21 protein-coding genes and 2 tRNA genes are annotated in these 24,979 nt (G+C 61.9%); 10 read left to right on the forward strand and 13 right to left on the reverse strand.

Annotation, left to right across the window (positions count from 1 at the left end):
• Positions 1 to 8: 8 nt before the first annotated feature.
• A tRNA-Arg gene (locus G7077_RS11515) sits at positions 9 to 85 on the reverse strand.
• Between the two features lie 27 nt (positions 86 to 112).
• Positions 113 to 1,150, reverse strand: coding sequence for an alpha/beta hydrolase (locus G7077_RS11520; protein ID WP_246167173.1), 1,038 nt, complete (start codon positions 1,148 to 1,150; stop codon positions 113 to 115).
• A gap of 24 nt (positions 1,151 to 1,174) precedes the next feature.
• Between G7077_RS11520 and phaR the strand changes: the two genes are divergently transcribed.
• On the forward strand, positions 1,175 to 1,687 hold the full coding sequence (gene phaR, locus G7077_RS11525) for a polyhydroxyalkanoate synthesis repressor PhaR (protein WP_166411829.1): 513 nt from the start codon (positions 1,175 to 1,177) through the stop codon (positions 1,685 to 1,687).
• 12 nt (positions 1,688 to 1,699) lie between these two features.
• Positions 1,700 to 2,152: a hypothetical protein gene (locus G7077_RS11530; protein ID WP_166411830.1), complete on the forward strand. Its 453-nt coding sequence runs from the start codon at positions 1,700 to 1,702 to the stop codon at positions 2,150 to 2,152.
• 330 nt (positions 2,153 to 2,482) lie between these two features.
• On the opposite strand, the gene G7077_RS11535 is transcribed toward G7077_RS11530, so the two are convergent.
• Complete coding sequence (locus G7077_RS11535) at positions 2,483 to 4,516, reverse strand: EAL domain-containing protein (protein WP_166411831.1); 2,034 nt, start codon at positions 4,514 to 4,516, stop codon at positions 2,483 to 2,485.
• A 180-nt stretch (positions 4,517 to 4,696) separates the two neighbouring features.
• On the opposite strand from G7077_RS11535, the gene G7077_RS11540 reads away from it, so the two are divergent.
• Positions 4,697 to 5,488 carry a SapC family protein gene (locus tag G7077_RS11540; RefSeq protein WP_166411832.1) on the forward strand — a complete coding sequence of 264 codons (792 nt, stop codon included), beginning with the start codon at positions 4,697 to 4,699 and terminating at the stop codon, positions 5,486 to 5,488.
• A gap of 171 nt (positions 5,489 to 5,659) precedes the next feature.
• Here G7077_RS11540 and G7077_RS11545 read toward each other — a convergent pair whose 3' ends face one another.
• On the reverse strand, positions 5,660 to 6,505 hold the full coding sequence (locus G7077_RS11545; RefSeq protein WP_166411833.1) for an N-formylglutamate amidohydrolase: 846 nt from the start codon (positions 6,503 to 6,505) through the stop codon (positions 5,660 to 5,662).
• Positions 6,506 to 6,598: 93 nt separating this feature from the next.
• Between G7077_RS11545 and cpdR the strand changes: the two genes are divergently transcribed.
• The 4 genes from cpdR (at position 6,599) to G7077_RS11565 (ending at position 9,729) form a co-directional block, all read left to right on the forward strand.
• Positions 6,599 to 6,976 carry a cell cycle two-component system response regulator CpdR gene (gene cpdR, locus G7077_RS11550; protein ID WP_166411834.1) on the forward strand — a complete coding sequence of 126 codons (378 nt, stop codon included), beginning with the start codon at positions 6,599 to 6,601 and terminating at the stop codon, positions 6,974 to 6,976.
• Positions 6,977 to 7,030: 54 nt separating this feature from the next.
• A tRNA-Val gene (locus G7077_RS11555) sits at positions 7,031 to 7,105 on the forward strand.
• 255 nt (positions 7,106 to 7,360) lie between these two features.
• Entirely contained in the window at positions 7,361 to 8,239 is an 879-nt protein-coding gene (locus tag G7077_RS11560) for a GAF domain-containing protein (RefSeq protein ID WP_166411835.1), read from the forward strand.
• Positions 8,240 to 8,337: 98 nt separating this feature from the next.
• Positions 8,338 to 9,729 (forward strand): exopolysaccharide biosynthesis polyprenyl glycosylphosphotransferase, encoded by a 1,392-nt coding sequence (locus G7077_RS11565; protein WP_166411836.1) that lies wholly within the window; start codon positions 8,338 to 8,340, stop codon positions 9,727 to 9,729.
• Here G7077_RS11565 and G7077_RS11570 read toward each other — a convergent pair.
• Entirely contained in the window at positions 9,726 to 10,436 is a 711-nt protein-coding gene (locus G7077_RS11570; protein ID WP_166411837.1) for a polysaccharide biosynthesis/export family protein, read from the reverse strand. The two genes, G7077_RS11565 and G7077_RS11570, sit on opposite strands and share 4 nt — an antisense overlap.
• A gap of 125 nt (positions 10,437 to 10,561) precedes the next feature.
• Here G7077_RS11570 and G7077_RS11575 point away from each other — a divergent pair, with 125 nt between their 5' ends.
• On the forward strand, positions 10,562 to 11,920 hold the full coding sequence (locus G7077_RS11575) for a GumC family protein (RefSeq protein WP_166411838.1): 1,359 nt from the start codon (positions 10,562 to 10,564) through the stop codon (positions 11,918 to 11,920).
• On the opposite strand, the gene G7077_RS11580 is transcribed toward G7077_RS11575, so the two are convergent.
• The gene (locus G7077_RS11580; protein WP_166411839.1) at positions 11,917 to 12,999 is read right to left on the reverse strand and encodes a glycosyltransferase; all 1,083 of its coding nucleotides are present in this window, start codon (positions 12,997 to 12,999) and stop codon (positions 11,917 to 11,919) included. The genes G7077_RS11575 and G7077_RS11580 overlap by 4 nt on opposite strands.
• Positions 13,000 to 13,060: 61 nt before the next feature.
• Here G7077_RS11580 and G7077_RS11585 point away from each other — a divergent pair, with 61 nt between their 5' ends.
• Positions 13,061 to 14,524 carry an O-antigen ligase family protein gene (locus tag G7077_RS11585; protein WP_166411840.1) on the forward strand — a complete coding sequence of 488 codons (1,464 nt, stop codon included), beginning with the start codon at positions 13,061 to 13,063 and terminating at the stop codon, positions 14,522 to 14,524.
• Here G7077_RS11585 and G7077_RS11590 read toward each other — a convergent pair.
• On the reverse strand, positions 14,496 to 15,431 hold the full coding sequence (locus G7077_RS11590; RefSeq protein ID WP_166411841.1) for a glycosyltransferase family protein: 936 nt from the start codon (positions 15,429 to 15,431) through the stop codon (positions 14,496 to 14,498). The genes G7077_RS11585 and G7077_RS11590 overlap by 29 nt on opposite strands.
• A 35-nt stretch (positions 15,432 to 15,466) precedes the next feature.
• On the opposite strand from G7077_RS11590, the gene G7077_RS11595 reads away from it, so the two are divergent.
• The gene (locus G7077_RS11595; RefSeq protein ID WP_166411842.1) at positions 15,467 to 16,801 is read left to right on the forward strand and encodes a lipopolysaccharide biosynthesis protein; all 1,335 of its coding nucleotides are present in this window, start codon (positions 15,467 to 15,469) and stop codon (positions 16,799 to 16,801) included.
• On the opposite strand, the gene G7077_RS11600 is transcribed toward G7077_RS11595, so the two are convergent.
• From G7077_RS11600 to G7077_RS11625, 6 genes are all read right to left on the reverse strand, one after another.
• Complete coding sequence (locus G7077_RS11600) at positions 16,798 to 18,177, reverse strand: Coenzyme F420 hydrogenase/dehydrogenase, beta subunit C-terminal domain (protein ID WP_206367632.1); 1,380 nt, start codon at positions 18,175 to 18,177, stop codon at positions 16,798 to 16,800. The two genes, G7077_RS11595 and G7077_RS11600, sit on opposite strands and share 4 nt — an antisense overlap.
• The gene (locus tag G7077_RS11605) at positions 18,178 to 19,242 is read right to left on the reverse strand and encodes a polysaccharide pyruvyl transferase family protein (RefSeq protein WP_166411843.1); all 1,065 of its coding nucleotides are present in this window, start codon (positions 19,240 to 19,242) and stop codon (positions 18,178 to 18,180) included.
• Between the two features lie 48 nt (positions 19,243 to 19,290).
• A complete protein-coding gene (locus tag G7077_RS11610; RefSeq protein ID WP_166411844.1) occupies positions 19,291 to 20,829 on the reverse strand; it encodes a TadA family conjugal transfer-associated ATPase in 1,539 nt (512 codons plus the stop codon).
• 104 nt (positions 20,830 to 20,933) lie between these two features.
• Positions 20,934 to 22,469, reverse strand: coding sequence for a hypothetical protein (locus G7077_RS11615; RefSeq protein WP_166411845.1), 1,536 nt, complete (start codon positions 22,467 to 22,469; stop codon positions 20,934 to 20,936).
• 60 nt (positions 22,470 to 22,529) lie between these two features.
• On the reverse strand, positions 22,530 to 24,074 hold the full coding sequence (locus G7077_RS11620) for a hypothetical protein (RefSeq protein WP_166411846.1): 1,545 nt from the start codon (positions 24,072 to 24,074) through the stop codon (positions 22,530 to 22,532).
• 36 nt (positions 24,075 to 24,110) lie between these two features.
• Positions 24,111 to 24,905, reverse strand: a complete 795-nt coding sequence (locus G7077_RS11625) for a class I SAM-dependent methyltransferase (RefSeq protein ID WP_206367633.1) — start codon at positions 24,903 to 24,905, stop codon at positions 24,111 to 24,113.
• Between the last annotated feature and the right edge of the window lie 74 nt (positions 24,906 to 24,979).

Below are 24,979 nucleotides of genomic sequence, written 5' to 3' on the forward strand. Positions count from 1 at the left end.
GGACAAGGTGGCGCACCCAAGAGGATTCGAACCTCTGGCCTTTGCCTTCGGAGGGCAACGCTCTATCCAGCTGAGCTATGGGTGCGTGCGCCCTCGTTAGCCGCCGGGGCGCCTAGCGGCAAGCGTCGAGAAAGCGGCCGAGCTCATCGTGGAGCGTGTGGCGGGAGCGTCCAACGACCATTCCCACATGACCCGCCGGCAGTTGGATCTGATTGCCACTGGGGGCGGCGTCTGACGGTGTGATCCGATCGCGAGCGGCCGTGAAATGCAATGTCGGGCAAGACGGCATGGCGATTGCCCGTCCGCCGACGGTCCACCCTCCGAGACCTGTGACATCGCTTTGGAACATGTCCTCCAACAGTTCTCCGGCCGCCGGCAAAGGCAGCGGATCGCCATCGTTCGCCCAGTCTTCAAGCGCGACAAAGCGCCTGAACTCGGAGCCGCTCGGATCCATTTCCGCAAGCTCGGCAAATTTGGCGACGGTGCGCTGGGGGTCGAGTGACCAGAAGCTCGCCTGAAGAACCTCCATCGGCAGAACGCCGAGCATTCGTGCGCCCGGAAGAGCGTCGTCCCATAATCGTTTGAGCCCTGCTCGGCCGGCATCCGGGTAAGCGGAGAAGCGCCACGGTGCCGCCAGCGTGACGACCGCTTTGGCTGCAGCGATATTTGCGGCAGCAACGGCCATCGTGCCGCCCAGGCAGTAACCGACCAGGACCGCCGGCTCACCAAGCGCCTTCATCAAGGGCAGCAGAAGCTGTTCGACGTGTTCGCCGATGGAAAGGTTGCGCTGCTCGGCGATGCCCCAGTCCACCAGCAGCGATCGGAAGCCCTTTCCGGCCACGGCTCTCGTAAGTGAAACTTCTTCATCAAGATCGAGGATGCCGGGCGGATTGATGAGCGACGGAACGAACAGGATCGGCGTTCCTTCGCCCCCTTGATCCCGAAGCGTTGCTGCGCCGGCTTCCGCCACGATCGGGCCTGCTCGCTCCCGCGGTTCGCGCGGCGCCGCAGCATAGAGCGACAGGCCACGAAGGGCACGATGCGCAAGTTCCGGATTGTGCACGGCGACGTCGCGGACCAACTGCAAAAACAAGGGCAGCGGGCGCGGCGCATGTTCATGTTGCAGTGCACTATGTTCCGTGACTATCATGGGTTCACGTTTCGGGAGCGGCAAATGGCAAAGGCAGCGGGCAAGGTCACGATCAAGAAGTACGCCAACCGGCGTCTCTATGACACAGAAAGCTCGACCTACATCACCCTCGACCGTCTTGCCGAGATGACTCGCGAAGGGCGCGAGTTTGAGGTGGTGGACGCGAAGACGGGTGAGGACATCACGCGTCAGGTACTGACGCAGATCATCGTCGACGAGGAATCGCGCGGATCGACCATGCTCCCGGTCAATTTCCTGAAGCAGTTGATCGGCCTGTACGGCAATTCGATGCAGGGCATGGTGCCGCAATATCTCGAAGCCGCCATGGACGCGTTTGAGCGCAATCAAACGGCGGTTCGCGATGCCTTCGGCGGCAACGTCCTGGCCGATATGGCGAAGCGCAACATGGCCATGTTCGAAGATGCGAGCCGGGGGTTCACCGGCGGTGCCAAGCCGGCGGGCGACCAGACCGAGGTCGAACAGCTTCGCGCGGAGCTTGCGGCGCTTCAGGCCAAGGTCGACAAGCTCGCTCGCTGAGGAATGACGATCATGCGTTTGGTAGTGGCGGGCGGAGCCTTGGCCTTGTTTGCAGAGGCGGCGCTGTCGCAGCCGCGCATCGATCATCAGAACATAGCGCCGCGGCCTGGCAGCTGGAGCTATGCGGCCACGGCAAGCGGAAGCGAAGCAAGCTTCCGGGATGGCGCGGGGCAGACGTTGCTCATTATGCGCTGCACCCGCCAGACAAGGCGCATAGCGATCTCCGCTCGTACGATCGCCGCCAGCTCAATGACGGTTTGGAGCAGCACCACGTCGCGCTCGCTGCCTGCAACATACAATCCCTCGACCGGCTTCCTGACAGCCGAGCTGCCCAGTTCGGACGCGCTGCTCGACGGCGTGGCATTCAGCCGCGGGCACTTCACGGTGACTGGAGGAGGGTCCGCGCCCTTGGTAGTGGCCAACTGGCCGGAGCCGGCACGAGCCATCGAAGATTGCCGAAATTAAATTTCTTTACAAGACTTGTGTTGCACCTGCGTTCGAATCATCATCTCCCTGGCTTTAACGCAGCGAAAGGAGGTGATCCGATGTCTCATGGTTCAGCAGAGGGGTCGGTCTCAGTCGTTTCGGGGGTGAGGGGCTAACCTTCACCCGATGGAACGGCCGGGTACCTCCGGCCGCTGACCATGTCTTGAGGGAGCCATCGCGCAAGCGGTGGTTCCCTTTAGCTTATGTGCGAAGCGCCGGAGTGCGCCGGCGCGGAGAGGGCGCGAGCACCGGCCGGTGGGCGAACCCGACCAACGTCACAGATTCTCTGCGTGACCGCTCAACGGGCTCCTAAGCAGCCTTCCCAGGCTGCAGCAGTTTCAGGTTGAAGTTTCTATGGAACTTGCACCCGAATTGCGTGCCTTTCCGCCACCGGATCTCGGCGGCGATCAGCCCGCCAGCAGCGAAGTCCAGCTGGATTGCCGCTCCCTCGGGCAACTCCTCACGGCACTCCACCAGGGCTCCGCCTGACGAAATGTTGCGAAGCCTCGCGCCGAGCACACGGCCTTCATGATGAAGCAAGGCCGCCCGAATGATCCGCATCCGCGGTTCGCGCTTGGGCAGGTGAGAGTCGGGCAATGCTGCGGACCCTTTTGCAGCCAGCGCTCGCGCCTGCTCGTCCGGCATCGGCTTTCCGAAAATGTAGCCCTGAACTAGCGAGCAGCCAAGGTCGCGGACCAATTGAAGCTCTTCCTTCGTCTCCACACCCTCGGCCGTCGTCTGCATCTTGAGGTCGGAAGCAAGCCCTACCATCGCCCGAATGAGCGCGGCATTGCGGCTTGCCGGATCGGATGCGCCGCTGACGAAGGAGCGGTCGATCTTGATCTTGTCGAACGGCACACGCTGCAAATAGCTCAGCGAGGAATATCCGGTACCAAAGTCGTCGAGCGCAAGCTTGATTCCGATGTCCTTCAGACTGCCGATCATTTCATGGACGTGGTCGTCGTTGCTGAGGAACACGCCCTCCGTGATCTCGAGTTCGAGCCGGCTGGGCGGAAGGCCGGATTGTGCAAGCGCCATCCGAACGACGAAAGGCAATTCCGGCGACTTGAACTGGACGGGCGACAGGTTAACCGCGACACTGATGTGCGCCGGCCAGTTTGCCGCCTCGGCGCACGCGGTCTTCAGCACCCATTCGCCAAGTTCGTCTATCAGCCGGAGCTCTTCGGCGATGGGAATGAAGTGAGCGGGACTGACCGGCCCTCGATCTGGGTGGACCCACCGGATCAGCGCCTCAAAGCCGGTGACCTCCTCGCTGAGCGAATCAACGCATGGCTGGTAGGCGAGGCTCATCTCCCCGCGTTCGAGGGCGACACGCAAGTCGGATTCGAGCAATTGCCGCTGGCGGGCGGCCTCATGCATGTCAGGGATGAAGAAGCGGTAGCAGCCCTTTCCGGCGGCCTTGGCGGCGTAGAGCGCGAGATCCGCGTCACGCATCAGGTCGTCCGCGGTACGGTCGTCGTAATCCGACGTGACGATCCCCACCGACGTGCCGATGGAAACAACGGTACCGTTGATCGTGTAGGGTCGCGAGACGCTGTCGATGATCGTCTTGGCCAGGCCCGCAAGCTCGTCCTTGTCGGACGTGCCCGGGAGCACGACCTGAAATTCGTCGCCGCCAAGACGGCCTACCTGCCCCAACTTGCCCACGGCATCGCGAAGCCGAAGCGAGACGAGCCGAAGCAAGGTGTCTCCCGCGGGGTGGCCGAGCGTATCGTTGACTGCCTTGAACCGATCAAGGTCGAGCAGGAATACCGAGCAGCGGTGCTTGCGGCGCGCAGCGCCCACTAATGCGTCGTCGAGTGCCCGGCGGAGCATCTCGCGATTGGCCAGGCCGGTCAGCGAGTCCTGCCGCGCCAGCCGATCGAGTTCGACCTCCGACTGGCGCATCTTGGTGAGGTCGGACGCGAAACCGCGAAAACCGAAGAACCGGCCTACCTCGTCGAGCACGGGCGCGCCGCTGACGGACCACCAGACCTCATCCTTGGTCTTCGCACGAACGATCAGGTCTTTGAACGCCACGTGCGACGACAGGTAGAAGCCGAGTGTTCGCTCCGACGCTGCCGCTCCCTCGGCCGTTTCAGTGGAGATGAGATCCGTGAATGGTCGGCCGAGAACATCGTTTTCAGTGCGGCCGAGGGCGTGCGCCACGCTGTCGCTAATATAGGACAAAGTCCCGTCTCGCGACGTTTCCCAAAACCAGCCCTTGCCGCTGCTTTCAAAGGCGGCGATCAGCTTTTCGGCGCGTGAGGAGTGAAGCCGCACGTCGGCCGCCGGCTCGGCATCCGCCCGGCTCGTCCTCAGCAATCCTCGGATGGTCCCCACGGATGATCCTTTCGACGGCGGTGCTTAGCGCCATTTCGTTGACTTTCCGTGACCTTGTGCCCTGCAATGCGGCTGCAGGGCGGCCTTGCCTTCGTGGCATCCGGCGAATAGGACGCAGCCCTTGTTTTCGGCCCGCGGCAGCGTCGCGCTGTGGGACCGCCTTCCAGGAGACGATGCGAGATGGCGACTGCCGCGCCTGCCCAGGGCCTGCCTTTACTGTATAATCAGCTCGAGCCGCTTAATTCCAACCAGCATGGTGCATGGCGCATCCGGCGGCTGGAGAAGGTCCCGGCGATGGCCTCCGTTCATGCCGTGCCCGCGACCGTGGAGGAATTCCCGCTCCTGCAGCGGAACTATCCGGTCGTGTTTTCAGTGGGCGACAATCCCATTCCTCTCGCTCTGATGGGCCTCAACGAGGGCGTGAACGTCTTTCTCGATGAGGAAGGGGCGCTGATCGATCGATCGGTGTACGTGCCCGCTTACCTTCGCCGTTATCCGTTCCTTCTCGCCCGCCTGCAGCCCGACAGCGACGAACTGTCGCTGTGCGTGGACCCAAGTTCCGGCAGCGTTGGCGAATTCGAGGACGGTGAGCCCTTGTTCGACGGCGACCAGCCGAGCGAGGCGACTAAGGCGATCCTTCAGTTCTGCGAGCAGTTTGAGACTGCCGGCCAGCGCACCGGTGCGTTCATGGATGAGCTTAAGAAGGCCGACCTTCTGATGGAAGGTGAGGTTGCGATTCAGCCCGAAGGTCAGGAACAGCCCTTCGTTTATCGTGGCTTTCAGATGGTCGACGAGGAGAAGCTTCGGAACCTCCGTGGAGATGAGCTTCGCAAGATGAACCAGAACGGCATGCTCGGGCTGATCTTCGCTCATCTGTTCTCGCTGGCGCAGACCCGCGACATTTTCTCGCGACAGGTCAGCCAGGGTAAGGGACCAATCCCGCTTCCCAATGGTGCAGCCGCTGAGGCGTGAGTCTGGCGCGACAAGCTGACTTGAAGGGTGCAAGGGTCGCTACCATTTGAGCATTGCTGACTGGCGGCGCGTCTCCCCCTCGCTCCGCCGATATTCGGCAGCGCACGAGAGTGCGTCCCTCCCTGAACTGGCCGTCCCGCGTAACTGCGGGGCGGCCATTTTCTTATCTACTTACTCGGCCGCGACCGCGAACTGCCGGCGCAGGAGGCTGCTGCCCAGCTCGACGGTGAGCGCCTCCAGGAGACGGGCAACATCGTCGAAGCCGTCCGCCGGTTCTCGAAGGCGCTCGTCGAGATAGCAGCGCCGGTCGATCTCCACCTGGATGGCGTGCACGTTGCGACCCGGCGCTCCATGCCGCTCGACGACATAGCCGCCGGCGAATGGTTCGTTCGCCTGGGCAGCGAAGCCTTCGTGGGCCGCTACCGCTTCCGCCTCCCGTGTCAGCCAGTCCGCCGCTGTTCGTCCGTGGCAATCGCCGAAGACGATCGGCGGCGTTCCCGCAGGAGGCGGCGGCATGGAGTGGCAGTCGAGCAGAAGGGCACAGCCGAACCGTTGCAAGATGAGTTCAAGCTGATCTTCCACCGCCTGATGGTAAGGGCGGTGAGCAGCATCGAGCCTCTTCTCGAGATCGTGGCGGCGGATCGGACGGCGCCATAGATAGCCGTGCTGCTGTGTGCGGCCCGGTACAATCCCCAGTCCGCCTCGGGCACGGGCGGTCAGCGGCCTTGCCGATCCGCCTTCCACGACGCTGGGATCGATCTCATTCTCGGCCCGGTTGCAGTCAACCGCCGCGCGCGGGGTCCGGGCGATCACCGCGCCGACCCCGTGCTGCATCGCTCGCCAGACCAGCCGATCGACGAACGGATCCTCCAGGCTCGACAGCGAGCGAAAGCCTTGGGTTGCCAGGTCCAGAAGCCAATCCGGATAGTCTCGGCCCGAATGCGGGACGGACAGCAGCACGGGCAAGTCGCCGCGGCCGTGATGAATGATTGGCGGGGGAAGGAACGGGGATGACATGTGCCAGTTTAGGACTCGCGCTGATGCGGTGAAACGCGCGGGGCGCCAGAACGCTTCTGGAAAAATTCACTTCTTGGGCGCATAGTTGAGTTGATGATGCGAATCCTGCTTGCCGAAGACGATAGCTCAATGCGCGAGTATCTCCAGCGTGCCCTGCAACGTGTGGGTTACGAGGTTGTGGCGGTTGGCTGCGGTACGGAGGCGATGCCCTTGCTAGAGGCCGAGCGCTTCGACCTTCTGCTGACGGACATCGTCATGCCGGAGATGGATGGGATCGAGCTGGCCCAGAAGGCCTCGGCAATCGATCCCGCGATCCGCGTCATGTTCATCACGGGCTTTGCCGCAGTCGCGCTTCAGAGTGGCCGAACCGCACCCGAGGCCAAGATGCTGTCCAAGCCGTTCCACCTCAAGGACCTGGTGGCCGAGGTCGATCGCATGTTCCAGACCGAGGATCAGCACGGACGACTTTAGGCGGCGCTGGAGGGTTGCGCCCGCCGCTGCCCCCCTCTACATGCGCGTCACAGTGGGCGTGTAGCTCAGTGGTAGAGCACTGTGTTGACATCGCAGGGGTCGCAAGTTCAATCCTTGCCACGCCCACCATTTTCCTTCCATTTATGTTTTGATTGAGCCCACGTGATCTGAGCGGGCTGGTGAGCGCTGAAAATGGCGAGGCCAGCAAGATCCTCAAGCGAGTGTCTGCTCTAAAGAAGGCTACAAGACACGACATCCGCGCGAAAAACCTCGGCCGGGTTCAATCCTTCGCAACATTCTCATAATAGCTAGCTGATGAGGCTTCGTTGCTGAAGCGTGGCGGCACATCGGTGGTCCGGTCCGCAAACGGGAGAAGTATTGCGTATGGACGATTTGCGGAAGCTGTCGGATCCAAAGCGGATGAGCGCGGTTCGGCGCACCGGCCTGCTCGATACCGGCTCGGAGCCGGATTTCGATCAGCTTACCCGGATGGCGGCGCGCCTCCTGGGAGCGCCGAGCGCCTTCGTCACGGTGATCAGCGACGAACGGCAATTCATCAAGAGCGCGTCGGAAAATGGCGCACCATCCGAGCTCGCGGGTGTGTCGCAGCCGCTTAGCATGTCGTTCTGCAAGCATGCGGTCGCCGCCAACCAGCCGCTCGTGGTCGAAAATGCGCGCGAGCACCCGGTGCTGAAGGACAATGACGCGGTCGATGCCGGCGTGATCGCATATGCCGGTATCCCGCTTGAGACGGAGGACGGCCAGGCGATCGGTGCACTGTGCGTTGTGGACTCGAAACCGCGCGCCTGGTCGCCCGAAGATATCGAGGGTCTGCGGGCCCTGGCGCGATCGGCGATGAAGTTGATCGACGAGCGAACTCCTGCCGGCGACGGTGGGGAAGGGCAGGTCGGCGATGGCCTGCTCGCCTGCGTCGAACTTCATCTCCGGGCGTCTGACACCTACGCTCGGCTGGTGCGTGGGTCGAAGGAGCTCGACTTTGCGGAAGAAGCAAAGGCGCGCGGCGATCTGGTGCGCACGCTCGGCGGTCTCCGCGACCATTATAACCAGAACGCATCGGCTGATGAGGAGCTGCGGCAAGCAGTCGGCCGCTACTTGCAGGCAGACGAGACGCGAGGCGCCGCCACGCGGCAGTTCGCGAACGGCGAAATCGACCTGCCCGTTCTTGAGTCGGCGATCCGTCAGCACATGGACTCCACGGATTATCTCCGCCTCATCGCCCTGAACCAGGGAGCCGATCTATGACGTCGTCGGCGGCGGTTGAGTACTCCAAGCCCGCCACCTTCCATGAACGCCGCACCCCCGGAATGCCGCCGCTGCAATGGTCTGCAAATGCAACCAGGGTGAGCAGGCTTTCGCTGATCATCGCCGATGCGATCGCTCTCGCGCTGGCTTTGGCGATCATCGTGCTGTTCCGGCGCCTGCTTTTCGGCCCCCTTCCGCCGTTGCACTGGGGGTTGTGGTCGACCGCTGCCGCCTGGTTCCTGTTCCGCGGCGCAAGCGAACTCTTCACGCCTTACGGCCTCTATCCGCCGGAGGAACTGAGACGCTCGTTTCGCACTAGTTCGGCCGCCCTCGTAATCCACTGCGCGCTTCTAATCGCTTCCGGCAGTTATGAGACTTGGCGGCTGTTCGGCCTGTTGATCTGGCCGCTTTCCTTGCCGCTCACCTACACATGCCGAACGTTCATCCGGTCCCGCCTGATCGCACTGAAGCAATATGGCGCTCCGGTCGCAGTGATCGGCAATGGCCTGGCCGCCCGTCGCGCAATCCGCGAACTGCTCTCGCGCCCGGAACTCGGCTATGTTCCTGTTGCGGTGTTCACGACGGAGAGGGCTGAGGCTAACGAGACCCGCGACTTGTTCGGCGTGCCTTTGGTCGGTCGGGCTGATGCAGCAGGCAGTTTCGAATTCCCCTATCATGTGTCGCACGCCTTGTTGGCGGTTGGCACTGGCTGGGCTGATGAACGGAACCACCAGCTCGCGCAGCAGCTTGCGCGCCGTTACCCGCATCTTCAGATCTTCTCGAATCTGGTAGGGCAGGGCCACTGGCTTGCCCGGGCGCGGCCGCTCGGACCCTATGTTGCTATCGAGACTCGGCACGCGCGCTTCACGTGGCACCAGCGGTTGCTGAAGCGCGCGATGGATATCGCCATCTGCCTCCCCGCGCTGATCCTGGCGTCGCCACTGATCCTGATTGCCGGCATCGGCATCTATGCCGCGGATCCAGGGCCGATTTTCTTCTCGCAGACACGTGAGGGCCGGCGCGGGAAGCCGATCAAGATCTACAAGCTGCGGTCGATGGTGGTCGGGGCGGAAGCCAAGCTTGCAGCCTATCTCGCCAAGGATGAAATGGCCCGCTTCGAATATGAGCGGACGATGAAGCTTCGTAACGACCCGCGCATCATCCCCGGCGTCGGGAAAATCATCCGCAAGGCAAGCATCGACGAGCTTCCGCAGCTTTGGAGTATTATCAAGGGCGACATGAGCTTGGTCGGGCCACGGGTCATGCCGACGCGGGAAGTGGATTTGTACAGCGAAGAGGGGCGCGACCTGCGCCGCGACATGCTGCCCGGTTTGACCGGCTTCTGGCAGGTCGAGCACCGCAACGACAGCGACTTTCGGGTCCGCGAGCTCGCCGACTCTTTCTACGTGGCGAACTGGTCCGTCTGGCTCGACTTGTGGATCGTGCTTCGGACCGTGCGCGTCGTCCTGACCGGGGCCGGTGCCTTTTAGTAGGGTCGGAACACGGCGAGGGCCGGGGCCGCGCCGAGGAAGTCGCGGAAGGCACCCTTTAGTTCGGAAGTGCCGACGACGACAATGTCGCCGCCCAGGACTAATGGGTCGGGTTCGAAGCCGCGCCGGATCCGGCGAAGGTCGAACATCGCACCCATCCGCTGACCGTTCACGGTACGGAAGATAATGACTTCGTTCAGGCGGGCAGTGCGGGTCGGGCCACGCGCAAGCGCAACGGCTTGGATCAATGACGACGTACCGCGAACGTCATAGCGCCCGGGCTCTTCGACATCGCCTTCGACCGTCACCACTTGCCGAGCGAATTGGGTGATGTTGACCGAAACTTCCGGTCGCCGGAGATAACGGGCACCGAGCAGTGCCTCAATCTCGCGCGCGGCTTCCTCGGCCGTCTTGCCGCCCACCCGAACGGTACCGAGAAGGGGCATCGAGACGTTGCCGGCCGTATCGACGCTCGCCTGATCAACGCTGAGGTCCGGTTCGTAGGCTACGTTGATGTCGACCACGTCAGCTGGACCAAGACGATACACGCCGGGCGTCATTTCGGGGTTGGCGATGCCGGTCGCCGTCAGCGCTGCTTCACCCTGGTGCAAGGTAGGGCTGACGCTATGGCACCCGCTTGCCAGCAGGGCGGCCCCGACGGCGATCAGCGCCGGGATGCTGGAACGACGACCCGATTTGAACGCCAAGGCTAACTCTCCTCTTGCCCGATGGACCCAAGTCCAACTTGATTTTCGCGGCAAAGTCTAGACTTTGGGATTCAAGGAACAAGGGGATGCGAATGGAAGCGACGCGTGCGGCTGCTGGAGATCCGGTGGCCAGAAGTTCGGACCTGGAACTGCTGGTTGCTTACGGTCGCCGCAACTGGTGGGTGGTTGTGGCCAGCGTTGTCGCCGCCATCCTTCTTGGCGTCGCTTATCTGCTGCTTGCTCGGCCGGCATATCGCGCAACGGCCGTGATGCTTATTCAGCCGCAGAGCAGCCAACCCGACACGCGCGCAGCCGCTCCAGCGACACCCGAACTGGTCCGCAGCCAGGTCGAAGTCCTGAAGTCGCAACCGGTGCTTGACGCGGTGGTGAAGCAGCTTCGGCTCGACCGAGATCCGGAATTTGCCGGCGATGCACCAACTGGCGCGAGTGCTGCGGTCCGGGCAGCGGCAACGCGCGAGGAATTGGGCGACAAGCTGACCGCCGACAATGATGGCCGGTCTTACACCGTTAGCATGACGGCGAAATCCAAAGACCCTGCCAAAGCCGCACGGATCGCGAACACAGTCGCCGAGAGTTATATCGAGATCCAGCGCGCACAGAAGGTGCGCCTGGTGGAGACCACCCGCTCCAACCTTGCAAAGCGGCTCGCCGACCTTCGCGCGGAGACGTTCGCGGCCGAGCAGGCCGCGGAAGGCTATCGTCTTCGCTCCGGATTGGTGCCGCTCAGCAGCGTGCCGGAGGACAGCGAAAGCTATGCGGCCGCTACACCTGCGTCCCGCGAGATCATCGAAATGTCCAAGGAGCATGCCGCACTCGCGGCGCGCAGGGCGGACGCGCAGGCGAAATATTCGGCGCAGCAGGCGGCGGTCGCGCGTGGGCGCGGCGATGCCACCAGCGAAGTTCTATCCTCGACCGTCGTGTCGGAACTGCGTCAGCAAGAATCGCAACTTGCGAGCCGGGAGGCAGAACTGCTGGCCCGTTATCGCCCCGACCATCCGCTCGTTCGTCCGGTCCAAGCCGAGCTTGGACAAGTCCGCCGAGCGATCTCCTCCGAAGTGGCGCGAATTCATCGCGGCGTCGCGTCGGCAGCGTCGGCCAGCAATCAGGCCTATGAGGGCGGCGACCGCTTCATGACCTACCTTGCGCAGCGGCGAAGCAACGATCTTCAGGCCTCGACACGGCTGACGCAGCTGCAGCGTGAGGCCAAGCTTAAGCGCGACACCTATGAAGAGTTTGCGGCGCAGATGCAGCGCGCGTCGGAGCAGGCGGGCCTTCAGCTGCCTGACGTTCTCCTGGTATCCCCGGCAACGCCGCCGGTTCGCACCAGCGGGCCCAAGCCACTGATCGTGTTGGTGGTTGCGGCATTCCTTGGCCTGATCGCAGGACTTGCCCTGGGCTTGCTTCGCTCACTTGCAGCCGAGCGACGGGTGGTCCGCCGCGAGACCGTGCGCGCGACGGCCTAGCGCCTCAGGCGGCGATAAAGCTCAAGCGTCGCATCGCCCATTGTGGCATCCGTATGGGTGGTCGCTAGCGTGCGGCAAGCGATCTCCAATCGATTGCGCTCCGCTGGGCTCATCCGCGCAAGGTGCTCGATCGCGCGTGCTGCGGCGATTGGGGTTGGATCCACGACGAAGCCGCTTTCCCTGTCGTGAACCAGCTCCTCCGTTCCGCCGACCGGGTAGGAGATGATGGGAATGCCGCAGTGAAGCGCTTCCAGGAACGAGACCGGCATGCCTTCATACTCGCTGGTGCAAAGCAGGCAGTCGAATGCCGAAAAGAGCGGCTTTGCATCGCGTGAACCCGCGAACAGCACTCGGCTTCCATTGCGCGCTGCTTTCTCTTCCGCCTCGGCACGCAGGTCGCCGTCGCCAATGATCGCGAGGTTGGCGTTGAGCGCAGGGTCGACGCCATCGATCACGTCCACGGCTGCGAGCGGGTCTTTCTGCGGCGCGAGCCGGCCGACGAAGCCGATGACGAAAGCGTCCGCGGGCAACCCAAGCTGTCGGCGCGCTTCGTCCCGCGGGAGTGGCTGATAGGGTGCGATCCCATTCTCGACGACGGCGACGCGGTCCGAGCCGATGCCAAGGTCGATTGCATGACGCCGCTCGTAATCCGACACAGCCACGATCTTGTCCGTCAGCAATCCAAGTGCGCGCTCGACCGGGCCGATGTAGAACGGTGCTTGGCCCGTCATCGTGTAGAAGCCGTGGGGAGAATAGACCTGGGCGGTGCCTCCGAACCGGCCGAAGACGCGGGCCAGGGCGCCTGCTTTCGAGCTATGGCTGTGAATGACGTCGAGCTTCCCGAGCCCGGTCAGGGTGCGTCGCAGTATCAGCCCGTCGGCGCCGTCCCAAGGACCGATCGATCGCCGCATCTGAGAGGGGCGGACCGCCGCCAGGCCCCCATTGTTCAGCGCTTCCACGACAGCCGGATCGGCCCGGTCGGGAGAGTAAATGGCGAACACGTCATGGCCGCGCTTGGCGGCGTGAAGCGCCAGCGCAACCATGATGTTGGCGCTTCCCCCCGATGCCGATTCGATCACGTGGCAAATTCGCAATTGCCTCTCCCCTTCGCGGTCGGCCTATCTATGCTGCGGAGCAGTGATGACTCAATCCACACCCCTGCTGGCCCGTTCCAATGCGGTCCGCTGGCTGTTTGCAGCAGGATTGGTTTTCATCCCGTTCGACGCCATCCGCGGTGTTGGCGCGCTTGGCGAATTGGGCAACGAGCTTTCCTTTCCCTTTTTCGCTGCCGCGATTGCGCTCGCGATGGTGTCGGCCGTCAGGTCGGGCGAAAACCGTCTGTCCGCTAGTCTGGCCTTACGGGTCGGAGTTGCAATCCTGGCGCTCACCATCGTCTCGTTCGTCGTCAATTTCGGCGAGATTCAGAGCATCGTGTTCCGCGAGCGGACCGGCACCAACAAGTTCGTCACGTCGCTGTTGGTGGTGCTCTATGGCATCGCGCTGGCGTGGCTTGCCGAGCAGGTCGAGCCTGAAGAATATACGCATCGCGTCGCCCGCTTCATCTGCTGGAGCGTCGCCATTTGCATCTTCTACATCATTGTCGAGCTCGCCGGTCGCAACGGCCTGATGGGTGGTCTGTTCAGGACCATCGACGACCTCGTCCACACCCGGCAGGCCGACGTGGTGAACGCCTGGAACGGCCAGGTGAACGAAAAGGTGCTGTACGGATGGGACGAGCGCTACCGCTCGGTCTCGTTCGAGCCGCCAGCGTTCGGCAATTTCACTGGGTTCGCCTGGCCCTGGGTCTGGTATGCAGCGGTGAAGGCCAAGTCGCGGCGTACCCTGCGGTCGTGGACGTTGCTGATCGCCTTCACGCTTGTGATCATCGTCACCGCGAGCCGCACCGGATTGCTGATGCTTATGGTCAATTGCGGGCTACTGGCGTTGATTGCCGGGCTATATGCCCGGCGTGGCGGCCACACCGAAGCGGCGGCGGCGGCACGCTTGCTCGTCCCAGTCGGACTGATTGGGGTCGGCCTGATCGCCGCTTTGTATATCGCGACAAACTTTCAGAACATCGTGGTCGGTGTCGTGGCCGGCGAGTCCGTTTCCAACCTTTCGCGGCTGGCGATGCAGACGGCGGCGTTCAAGATGTTCATGGCGCATCCGCTGTTCGGCGTCGGGCTTGGCCAATTCGGCTTTCACGTGACTGAATTCCTACCGAGCTGGGCCTTTCGTAGTCCCGAAGTCGGTCCAATGATCACCTATCCGCTGGCGCCGTGGCCCAACGTTTACTCCGTCTACGCGCGCATCGGGGCGGAGTTGGGCATGGCGGGACTGATTGGATGGTGCGTCCTGTGGCTGGGCCTTGCGTGGAAGCTCGCCATCCGCGCGCGGCACGACCGCCGAGATGGAGATTCAGTGGTCACTTGGCACTTCCCGGTGGTTCTCAACTGCATCGGTGTGCTGGTGTCCGGTTTCACCACCGACACATTCCGGACGCCGATGATCTGGATCGCACTGGGCCTCGGTTGCGGGCTGTTATTGCGATCCAGAGTGGCGGCTGAAGGTCGGATCAGCGCTGCTGCAGTGCCTGCCGAATAGCCTCTTCGACCCCGCTGTCTCGGATCACGGCTGGCCAGGCCATCGGCGCGGCATCGGTCGTCGCATTGTCGGGCCAGTCGAGATTGTCCGGCACGCCCGCGAACATGTCCGTCGTGTCACCCCATTGGCAGTGGATGTCATATTGCTGCGATGTGATGCGGCTCTGCGGGTGATCGTTGGCTAGAATTCGCATGCCCAGAGCGCCGTATTCCAGCAGCTTGGTCGGGGTCTGGAGCACATGCGGATAGTGCATCGGGAAATAGCAGACACCGACGCGAGCAGCCTTGAGGATGGCCGGTAGCCGTTCCTGCGGGATCAAGCCGTTAAACCTGATGTTGTCCTTGCCGGCGTAGCGCGCCTCCAGCTCTGGATTGGGCGGTCCATAAAGGTCGAAGGTCTTGGCGACTCCGAACCGCTTCAGGAAGCTGTCCAGCATCAGCTCGCATTTGCGCTCGCCGAGCATGCTGCCGATGTAGATGAAGTCGGTACCTGGCTCTGCCCGAAGGCCGCGCTGGTCGATGAACTGCGACGGCACGCCCATCGGCAAATAGTAGGTGCGCGAGTCCTCCTTGAAGCCCAGCGCAGTCCGGATTGCGTCATTTTGAAAGAAGCGCAGATCGGGATCGGCGTTCAGCAGCTTCTTGACCTTGTCCTTCAGCTTTCGTCCGCGTCCGACCGACAGTGACCGGTAATCGTGGATGGTCAGCGCGCAGGGAAGCTTTTTGGGGTAGAAGCCCATCATGTACCAGCAGACGGTACGGTCGAGATCCGGCGCCGCGGCGGCTTCGCTGGGTGAGCATTCCAGCACCTCGTAAGTGCCGCCGAAATATTCCATGAAGGCTTTAACGTCAGGATAGGCTGCCTTGCCCTCATGGATGAACCGGATCACGGATTTGCCAGTCGCCACCTTCTGCCTGCTCCCTGTTTGCCTTGGCTCGAGCCATGCCTAGCCTAAGTGCGCTCCTGACCAAACGCGGCATTGCCGGTTCGGCTTCGCTGTTGCTTCGTCTCGCCAGCCTGGCGGGTAAGCTGGCGCTGTCGCTCTACATGGGCAAGTTCTTCCCGTTGTCCGAGCTTGGGTTGTACGGCCTCGCATTCGGCGCAGTGATGCTTGCGATCGTGCTGTTGGGTTTCCGCGTCGATTACATCCTGGCGCGCGAAATCCTCGGCATGGACGAGGATCGGCAGCGCCGTGCCGGCATGTCCGTTCTGGCGCTTTACCTTGGCAGCTTCGTGCTTGCGGCACCGCTCGCTGTGTTGGCGCTGACGACATCGGGCGAGGGAGGAAGCGTTCGCTTCCTGCTGCTCATCTACCTGCTGTGCGGGGTCGAGGCCTATGCCAACTTTCTCTACACCATCACGATCGCGCTTAAGCGGCCGGCGCTTGCGAACGCGCTCTTCTTCATTCGCTCAGGGCTGTGGACGGCGCCGGCGATGGTCATCAGCTATCTCGATCCTAACTACCGAACGGTCGGCTTTGTGCTCGGCTGTTGGCTCGCCGGCGCAGGCACAAGCGTGGTCCTCAACCTCTGGTTCATGCGCCGCCAGCTGCTGGGTCGGATAGGGTTGATCGCCGAAGGTTGGCTCGAAATGCGGGCGGTGATCGGCGGAGCCTTTCTGGTCTGGATCGGCTCGGTTGCGGTTACGCTGGGTCAATATCTCGACCGCTTTGTGCTGGCATCCTACCTGACGCTTGAGGATGTCGGCGTCGCCACCTTCTACACGTCATTCACTTCCGCGGCGCTGACGCTGGTTCAGAGCGCCACAACAACCGTCACCTTTCCCGTCCTGATCGAGCATTTCGACGCCGGAGACATGGACCGTTTCAAGCGCGAGTTGCGAAAGACGGCAGTAACGGCCGCTGCGCTCTGCTTCGTCATTCTCCTTGGGCTTGCAGGCGCCATGCTCCTGATGGGCGGAACGCTCGGCAAACCGGAGCTACTGGCGGCCTTCCCGGCCTTCGTCCTTCTGCTGATTGCGACTTTCATTCGCACGCACGCGGAGACGCTTTACTATGGCCTGTTCGTCGAACGGCAACACCGCGCCATCTGGCTTGGCAATTTGCTGTTCCTTGCGGTCTCGCTGCTCCTCAACCTGCTGCTGGTGCCGATGCTTGGATTGAACGGGCTCGGGATCGCCGCGATCGTTGCTGCTTTGGCCATCTACCTCTGGCGGAGCTTGGCACTTCGCCGAGGACCCGCTGCTACCGATCTTCGCCGCGGATCGGCCGATGCCGAATGGCGCGTGGCATCGGAAGGGGAGGAACCAGCCGCCTAAGCTGTACTTTTCGGAAACAGGCGGTCGAACCAGCGCCCTAGTGGCCCAATGGAATAGGTAAGGCCCCGATAAGCCGTCAGCGATGCTCGGGCCCAGGCCGTGTATACACAAGGCAGTCCGGTTCGGCGTGCCGCATAGGCCATGCGGTGGCTCCAGTGCGCGATCCAGGCGCGCGACCGGAAGACGAGCTTACGTCGGCGGTCGATGCCGGCGCTCGATGGCGCGACGCGCTTCTGCAGCGGCAGGGCAGGGGGCATGAAGCGTAAACGGTACGCCAGGCCCTCGCGCCGATGCCGAAGGCCCGCGGCCTGGGTCTGGACGATGAAATCGGCGTCGACAGACGCGAGTTCGAGCGAGCGCGTCGCCGCCCCGCTGTTCAGCAAGTCCCGCATCTCGGGCGTCCGAGCAACCACCACGTTGGTGCCGCGGCCGTCCGAGGAATATGGCTCCAACCACGCGTCGCCGAACGAGATGTCGGCAGTCTCCGCCACCACGTCGTCGCAATAGTTGCATGCGTTGTTCTGGAAAAAGCCGGCGCCCCAATCGCCGTCCACCAAGTGCCACCAATCTTCGGCACGGCTGCTGCCGTCCTTGAGCGTAAGGTGCGCGCGATACCAGTTCGCCGGGCGGCCCTGGTCCTTGATGCGGTAATCGACGGCAGCGACTTCATCCATGGCCGTGTCCAGTTGCCAGGCGAAGCTTTGCACGAAAGCGGCGCTCTTCATGTGGCCGCAAAATAGGCCAAGCGTGTGCGTGATCCGATCTTCCAGCACTGGATCGGCGCGGCGGAGCAGGTGAACGGCCTTGATGAAGCAGGGCACGCCAACGATCGCGTAGCGTCCCGGCGTCTCTCGAATGGTGCGGATCACCTCTGTCAGGTGGACAGGGTAATATCGCGACTTGGCGCCGCCGGAGACCTCTTCGCGTGTGCGCGACAGCCGGAAGTGGAACAGGCCGCCGCTTCCCGGATCAGCCGGCTCGACATGTGCGACCGAGTCGACGCGCCCGCTGGCGAGCAGCGCAGAAGCGACCCAGCTCACCATGCCGCCGCTGCTTCCTTCAGCCCGGTAAGGGTCCTTGGCGGCGCCGACATAAGCCTGCTCGAAGCTGCCGATCCGGGGATCGCGAACGGCGGCGGTGGCAAACCGGTCTGCTGCGAGTTCGTCTTCGTTTGTTGCCAGCGTACCGAACGGGCACTGCCGGGAGAATGCTTCCGTGCGTGCCGCATACCAATCGGCGGGACCTCGCGGCTTCAACTGACCGAAGCGGTCCCAGTCCATGCGCGCGCGGGGCTCGGCTGCGGCGCAGCTGCCGCAGCCGATGCACAAGCCGGCGCCGACCACGTCCGCCGGACTGACGAGTTCCTTCAGCGCCATTCAGGCGAGTGCGGCAGTGAGATATTCGTCGGACTGCCCCCGCAGATCGCGGATGCGCTCCCCGATCTCAGACGACAGCGGCGTACCAAGTAGCTCGGGGAGGCGATCAGCATCCTTTTCGGCCACCATGTGGTGGGTGGCAGCCAACGCAGCGGTGAGATCGCGCACCTTGTTGAAGCGATAGGGCGTGGGCGTGGTCGCAAATGGCTTGTTGTTCAGCAGCGCGAACACGCAGCCGTGGAAGAAATTGGTGACGACGGCACGCGCCCCGGCCACCAGCGCGGCAAAATCGTCAGGACCGGCACTCAGCCTTTGCTCGTCTGCCCACTCGTTGCGGTAGCCGATACTCAGCAGCTTGATGCGGGCATCGCTCGCCCAACGTTGCACCGCCTCGGCAAACCATACGGGAAAGCCATGCCCGTAGACCACCGCATAGGGCTCATCCTCATTGGCCGGCTCGACCTGGGCGATTCCCGGGAATTGGAGACATGGGTCGAGCACCATCGTCGGCTCGCGACCGGTGCCGTCCTTCACCAATCGCCGGCTGTTCTCGTCGCGTACGGAGATGGCACCGAAGTTGCCGAGGTGCCCCGCCCACCAGGGGTGAAGCCCCTCGTCGGCGTCGTGATTTCCAAAGCTGGCTGCGTAGGAGACCAGGCGATCGGCCTTCAGGCCATCGCCGTAGAAGATCGATTTCTGACCGTACCAGGGATGCCGAAGATTCCAGACTTCATCGCTTCCAATCACGATCGTGTCGAAGCCCTGAACGGCGCCGGGCTCGTAAAGAGAGAAGGGGGCGGAGACCGGAAGTCCCGCAAACGCCTTCAGAAAGCTCCGGACCTTTTGCGAGTAGTCGCGAATGTCCGACCGGGGCGATCGCTCCGGTAATTTTGGCTGAAAGGCGCATCGTATCTCCGCGCGCGCAACTTCATCCGAATGATGGTCGAGCAGAACCGCGTCGTGGCCTTTTGCCTGCAATCCTTCCACCAGGCACCGGGCCTGCCAATAGGAACCGTAGTTGATGCATTTGTGAAAGGTCAGGACCCCGATCTTCTGCCGCTCCATGCCAAGCCCAATGCCTGCGGCGGTGAGCGGTTCCGATCTACAAAGAGGCTAGAGACAGGCTTCCAGATAGGGCTGATCGAACCCGAACTGCTTGGCCTTGTCGAGGGTGTAGGGGCGAAGGCCCATCGAGCGATATTCGCCGATGATCTTGCCGTCCGCCGTTTCGTCCAGATATTCGAACTTGAACAGCTCCTGGGTGACGATGACCTCGCCCTCCATGCCGATAACCTCGGTGATGTTGGTGGTGCGGCGCGAGCCGTCGCGGAGGCGCTTCACCTGCACGATGAGGTCGACGGAGTCCGCGATCTGGCGGCTGATCGCCTCCTTCGGGATCTTGATGTCGCCCATCATCACCATGTTCTCCATACGCGCCAGGCACTCGCGCGGGCTGTTGGAGTGGAGCGTCGCCATCGACCCGTCGTGGCCGGTGTTCATGGCGGCCAGAAGGTCGAAACACTCCTGGCCACGAATTTCGCCGAGGATGATTCGGTCCGGTCGCATACGAAGCGCGTTGATGACGAGGTCGCGGATGGTGATCGCGCCTTGGCCTTCGAGGTTGGGCGGGCGGGTTTCGAGCGGCAGCCAGTGCGGCTGCTGAAGCCGAAGTTCCGCCGCGTCTTCGATGGTGATCACGCGTTCGCCCGGGTCGATCATCTTCGACAATGCATTGAGCATGGTCGTCTTACCCGAACCGGTACCGCCCGAAATGACGATGTTCATCCGGCTGGCGCCCGCGATTTTCAGGCAGGTCGCCATCTTGTCCGACATGGAGCCAAAGCCCTTCATCATGTCGAGCGTGATCGGCTTTTCGGAGAATTTACGAATGGAGATGGCGGTGCCACGAAGCGACAGCGGCGGAATGATGACGTTGACGCGGCTGCCGTCCTGAAGACGGGCGTCGGCAAGCGGTGAGGTCTGGTCGACGCGGCGGCCGACCTTGTTCACGATGCGCTGCGCGATCTGGAACAGATGCTCCTCGTCACGGAACTGGATCTGAGCCAGCTCCAGCTTGCCCTTGCGCTCCACGAAGGTCTGCTCGGGGCCGTTGACCATGATGTCGCTGACGGCCGGATCGGAAAGCAGTTCTTCCAACGGCCCCAGGCCGAGGAGTTCATCGACAAGCACCTTTTCCAGCGCGAATTGCTCGCGGCGGTTGAGGGTAATCTTCAGTTCCGCCAGGACCTCGCCGATAATCGGCCGGAACTCCTCGGCAAGCTCATCCTTGTTGAGGGTTGCCGCAGCTTCCGGATCGACGCGCTCGAGCAGGCGAGGAAGCACCTGCTCCTTGATCCGGTGAACCGCAGCCTCGAAGCCTTCCTGCTTGGAGGAAGCCGCTTCGCCGCTGGCGTTCATTCGGGTGTTCAGGCGATCCATCGCCCCCATCGGAGCGGCGCCGGGACCGGCCGAAGACTCGGGAGCCGCGTCCAGTTCGGAGGCGAGATCGTCGAGGGGCGGGAACTGGTCGCCGCCTTCAGAGGCGCCGAGGGTGCTAAGGCCGCCGCTGCCGCCGCCTTTCATGGGCTTTGCGACACCGAATGCGGGACGCGGCCCGCTACCAACGCCACCACGCTTGCCAAATGCACTCATCGAAGCCTGTACCCTATCGGACGCGAAAGAAGTCTTAGTGGTGAATAGGCTGGAAACTTTTACGAAAAGCCTAAAGGTCGCCTATTTTTAGAACGCCAAGGTAATCAGCGGAGGAGTGTAGCTTCACTTAAGTGAATTCGAACGGGCTCGCACTTGGGGGGTTGGCGGTTGCTTTCCCGCAGCTGGGGGGCGACGATGTACAGATAATAAGGCCTGCCGTCGTAGCCGGCGGAAAAATGTGCGATCCTTTGCAGCGGCACTGTCATGTGCCGTTCCAGCGCATAGCTCGTCACCAGATAATAGCGTCCATAATCACGACTTACCTGCTTGAAAGCGGCATCCAACTCATTCAATTCCTGATAATCGTTTCGGTAATCCCAGCGTAGGAAACTCTGGGTGCACCCTTTCCCTAATGTGTGAGCCTCCCGGTCTAAGATCCCGAATACTCCTGCGGCCATGGAGTCGGGGTACGAAACCCAGTGTTTGTCCTGCAGTCCATTATTGGCAATGTAATCGGCGACCTCCGGAATCCTATCAAATGGCCGTTGAAAGCTGATTGCGGACACAGCGGCACCCGCAAGAGCGATCACCAACAGCCACATGCGAAACAACGGTTCCAAGGTTCCGCCAATGCGGAGTTCCCGCCATTTCAAAAGGATTAGCAGCAGGGGAATGAGGGCGAGGTGACGAACCGACAGTGGATATATGAACACGCGAAACAAGAGCACTGCGACGATGAACCCTGCCAGAAGCAATAGATGCAGCCTCGTCTTCCGGGTCTGGTGAAAGGCGAAAGCCAGGAAGATCAATCCGCTACCAATGGACAAATTCCACGGCAAAATGCCTCCCCATTTAAGGTGACCGGCGTAGGTATGAAGTGGGATGAATAATGGCCCGAAACTGACGATCGAATGCACCAGACCGGTAAAGGGGACCGGAACTTCCAACGTGGGCTTGACGTCAGCTGCCGGAAATACCGTCCATGCTGCGAAGAGACTGCCCAAAGCCCAAAGTCCCGCGCCGAGCCACGAGAAGCGCCCGTCTTTTTTGGTGATCAGGATGCCCACGATCGAAATCATCCCGAACAGAGCATCGACGTTCGGCAGTAGGGCCAGGATAAGCCAGGTCAGGGCTCTCCAATGGGCGGCGAAGAATGCGACCGTGAGGAATGCTCCAAGTCCCATGCCTCGAGACAAAGTGCCAAATTCAAACAGGATGAAGTAGCTGCCGCCAATTAGAAGTCGCTCGAACCGTTGAAACGGCGAAGCGAAGAGGATTGTCGCCTGCATCGCGAGCGCAACCATGAACTGAGCCACCGCAAGAACCCACATGTACGGCAGCAGCAGACCGAGTAGCCTCAGCAAGAGGTACCATAAGGCGGGGTGACCCTCGTACCTCAGGTTTGCGAACAACGCGGGCAGAGTGGGTGACTGAAGGGCGATCTGGAGTGCTTGCCACTCGTCCATCCACGCGACGTGGGTGCCGACCAGCAACACCTGCAGCAACAACAGGGTTCCTGCAGCGACCAACCATCGCTTTTGATTTTGCAAACCGAGGTTGATTTGGCCGAAAGCGCGCTCGGTGAGGTCGGCGCACCTGCGTACGAGCAGCTCAAGCTGGTTTATCGCAGTTGCGTACAAGGCTCTCTCCGGGGGCGTGGCAAGCGTCGGAACTGCGGGTGCAGCTTCGACATCTGACAGTCAGGACGCCAGCAGCCAGGCTTGGCTGAGCCCAACCCGCTTCGGTGGACAGGGTCGCGCTGGCGCCTTCTCCGGCAATGCCGGCGCTACGACATAGATGAAGTAGTCCCGGCGATCGTAGGCCTTTCCGAAATGCGCAATCTTTCGGAACGGGATGGTGATCCTGTCATCGAGATCATAGCTGGAAATCAGGTAAAATCGTCCTCTGTTCGAGGCAACTTTCCTGAGTGCCTTGTCTAGCTCGGCAGCGTTATTGATGCCTTCACTGGGATCGCCCCGGTCCCAGCGGATGAAGCTCTGGGTGCATCCTTTTGGCGGGGTCTCGAACTCCCGGTCGATCAAACCTGATACAGCTTGTCCCAGAGAATCGGGGTAAGAGACCCAATGCTTGTCCTGTAGGTTATTGGCCGTGATGAACTTGGCCACTTCTGGGGCACTGTCAAATGGACGATCAACACTAATCGCGACAACCGCCGCACCTCCCGCGGCAAGCACTGCCAACCACGCCTTGAACCAAGCGCTTGTTGCACCACCAGCTTCAACTTCTCGCCATTTAAACAAGATCACCAGCAGTGGGATCAAGGTCAGGTGGCGAATGCCGAGCGGGTAGATGAACAAGGTGAAAGCAATTGAGAGAAGGAAGAAAAGCCGGAACAGCCAGCCGTGCAGCTTGACGTCCCTGATCTCTGAAAGCGCAAACAGCAGGAATAGCAGTCCGCCGACCGGACCCAGCAATCCTGGCAACCCGCCGCCCCAGCCAATTTGACCGTCAAGCGTCTGAAATGGGATGAGAAGAGCCGACAAATTGTTAAGTGCTAGGAACAAGCCGTAGAGCACATGCGGGGTGGCTAATGCGGGGCGAATATCCGGTGCGGGAATGATCGACCAGGCTGCAAGCAGGCTGCTCGCGAGCCACAGCCCAGCTCCTAGCCTTGAAAATCTCTTGTCGTGCAGTGCGAGCATAATGCCGATGAGGGAAATTAGGCCGAACAGGAAGTCTACCAGCGGCAGGAGGATGATGGTTGCCCAACGCAAACGCTTATCCTTTGCCGCGAACAACGCGATGGTCAGGAAGGCGCCCAGGCTCAGCCCTCGCGATAAGGTGCCGAATTCAAACAGGATGAAGTAGCTCGAGCCGAGCAGTAGCCGTTCCAGCCGAGTGAAGGGCGCCCGCAGCAGGATGAGAGCCTGCATCCCAAGAGCAACCGCGAACTGGATCCCGGCCAAGACCCAAAGATAGGGAATGAACCACCCCGCGATCCGCAGCAGCGCATACCAGAGCGGAGGGTGGCCTTCGTAGCGGAGATTTTCGAGCAGTGCGGAAAGGTCGGGCGATTGCAACGCAATCTGGAGGGCCTGCCACTCGTCGAGCCAAGCGGCGTGGGAGAAGACCATGGTGGTTTGAAGCAACAGAAGAGCAGCAACGGCGGTTCGCCAGCTGCGATCTTCAGCGATCAGCGAATCACCGCGGGAGAACACCCGGCCAAGGCGGCCGCCGAGGGCAGTTGCACGGGGAGTGCCTGCGATCGATAGCTCCCCGTTCAATCGGCCACCCTGTCTCAAAGCGACGCTTCGAAGCTCTTAAGCGTTCGGCTTCTTAGCGACAATGACACTCTGGCCGCAGCTGAAGGCGCGAATGACGGGCAGACGTTCGACAAGGCGCTCGATCAGTTCCAGCGGACGCACCATCCAGTCGGGACAGAAGAACGGCACCAAGTTGACCATCTTGGTCTGCACTTGGGTAAAGCCGGCCGCTTTCAGCCAACATCTAATGAGCCGAGGCGCGAATGATTGTTCCTCATGTTCAACATGATAGCTGGAATACCGTTCAAGAAGTTTGAGTACGGGGTTGTTGCCGTTCGGCTCAACGATGATGAGCGTCCCCTTGTAGCCGGCCAAAGCAGCGATTGCCCTTTCGGCATTGGGAAGGTGGTGGAGCACGCCCCGGATGACGATACAGTCGAAGTCTTCGGCCGCCAGAAGCTCGTTTAGAGCATAGATGTTACCCACCGAAAATCGGGCGATGCCGTCAACCTTCATCAGCTGCGACCGAACGGCCGCAGCTTCCACGGCAACGGCGGCAGGATCGATACCCAAGACGGAACGGACACCCAATGCGGGGAACTCAACCGTATAGGCGCCGTCGCCGCAGCCCACATCCAAGACGCGCTTGCCCCGAAAATCGAAAGCTTCCGCGACGCTCCTGGAAAGGCGCGCGTTGGCAGTTTGGGCGGACAGGCGTTCGGCAGTGTAAAGATAAGATCCGCCTGCCAGCACATCTCTGTCGAACTGCCGAACATTCTGCTTGATTGATTCCGCGGCTTGGTAAGTCATAGTTAGTCCCTGTGCTTTTCGCGGGCTGATCCGAAATTCCAAGGTGCAAGTTGACCTCGGAAAGTTGGTATTTGGTTAACGCGCAGCCAACCATGATTTACATCAGGCCGGCGACG

It is taken from the genome of Sphingomonas piscis (assembly GCF_011300455.1).
Taxonomy (GTDB): Bacteria; Pseudomonadota; Alphaproteobacteria; order Sphingomonadales; family Sphingomonadaceae; genus Sphingomicrobium; species Sphingomicrobium piscis.

Bases quoted from the DNA above. Each gene is read 5' to 3' on its own strand.
- G7077_RS11520 (WP_246167173.1), bottom strand. From the start codon at position 1,150: ATGATAGTCACGGAACATAGTGCACTGCAACATGAACATGCGCCGCGC.
- phaR (WP_166411829.1), top strand. From the start codon at position 1,175: ATGGCAAAGGCAGCGGGCAAGGTCACGATCAAGAAGTACGCCAACCGG.
- G7077_RS11530 (WP_166411830.1), top strand. From the start codon at position 1,700: ATGCGTTTGGTAGTGGCGGGCGGAGCCTTGGCCTTGTTTGCAGAGGCG.
- G7077_RS11540 (WP_166411832.1), top strand. From the start codon at position 4,697: ATGGCGACTGCCGCGCCTGCCCAGGGCCTGCCTTTACTGTATAATCAG.
- G7077_RS11545 (WP_166411833.1), bottom strand. From the start codon at position 6,505: ATGTCATCCCCGTTCCTTCCCCCGCCAATCATTCATCACGGCCGCGGC.
- cpdR (WP_166411834.1), top strand. From the start codon at position 6,599: ATGATGCGAATCCTGCTTGCCGAAGACGATAGCTCAATGCGCGAGTAT.
- G7077_RS11560 (WP_166411835.1), top strand. From the start codon at position 7,361: ATGGACGATTTGCGGAAGCTGTCGGATCCAAAGCGGATGAGCGCGGTT.
- G7077_RS11585 (WP_166411840.1), top strand. From the start codon at position 13,061: ATGACTCAATCCACACCCCTGCTGGCCCGTTCCAATGCGGTCCGCTGG.
- G7077_RS11595 (WP_166411842.1), top strand. From the start codon at position 15,467: ATGCCTAGCCTAAGTGCGCTCCTGACCAAACGCGGCATTGCCGGTTCG.
- G7077_RS11600 (WP_206367632.1), bottom strand. From the start codon at position 18,177: ATGGCGCTGAAGGAACTCGTCAGTCCGGCGGACGTGGTCGGCGCCGGC.
- G7077_RS11605 (WP_166411843.1), bottom strand. From the start codon at position 19,242: ATGGAGCGGCAGAAGATCGGGGTCCTGACCTTTCACAAATGCATCAAC.
- G7077_RS11610 (WP_166411844.1), bottom strand. From the start codon at position 20,829: ATGAGTGCATTTGGCAAGCGTGGTGGCGTTGGTAGCGGGCCGCGTCCC.